Origin of the sequence: uncultured Shewanella sp. (assembly GCF_947501225.1) — a bacterium.
GTDB lineage: Bacteria > Pseudomonadota > Gammaproteobacteria > Enterobacterales > Shewanellaceae > Shewanella.
The window spans coordinates 1-380 of record NZ_CANMUW010000053.1; the positions used below are offsets into that span (position 1 = coordinate 1).

Below are 380 nucleotides of genomic sequence, written 5' to 3' on the forward strand. Positions count from 1 at the left end.
CCCGGACTGCATTAGACTCTGCAAAGAGTGAATACTCATTAAACCCTGTAGGCTAAGGCTTAACGCTAAATAACCAGACCGAAATCTAATTATTTGAAATAGTGGTATCCCCAAGGGGATTCGAACCCCTGTTACCGCCGTGAAAGGGCGGTGTCCTAGGCCTCTAGACGATGGGGACCCCGGACTGCATTAGACTCTGCAAAGAGTGAATACTCATTAAACCCTGTAGGCTAAGGCTTAACGCTAAATAACCAGACCGAAATCTAATTATTTGAAATAGTGGTATCCCCAAGGGGATTCGAACCCCTGTTACCGCCGTGAAAGGGCGGTGTCCTAGGCCTCTAGACGATGGGGACCCGGACATCTGTTCTTTAAACTCT

The 380-nt window shown here is 47.9% G+C and carries 2 tRNA genes; both read right to left on the bottom strand.

The annotated features are described in order from the left end of the window. Positions 1-102: 102 nt before the first annotated feature. A tRNA-Glu gene (locus Q1B47_RS21890) sits at positions 103-178 on the bottom strand. Positions 179-280: 102 nt separating this feature from the next. Further along, positions 281-356 (bottom strand) — tRNA-Glu (locus Q1B47_RS21895). Positions 357-380: the final 24 nt, after the last annotated feature.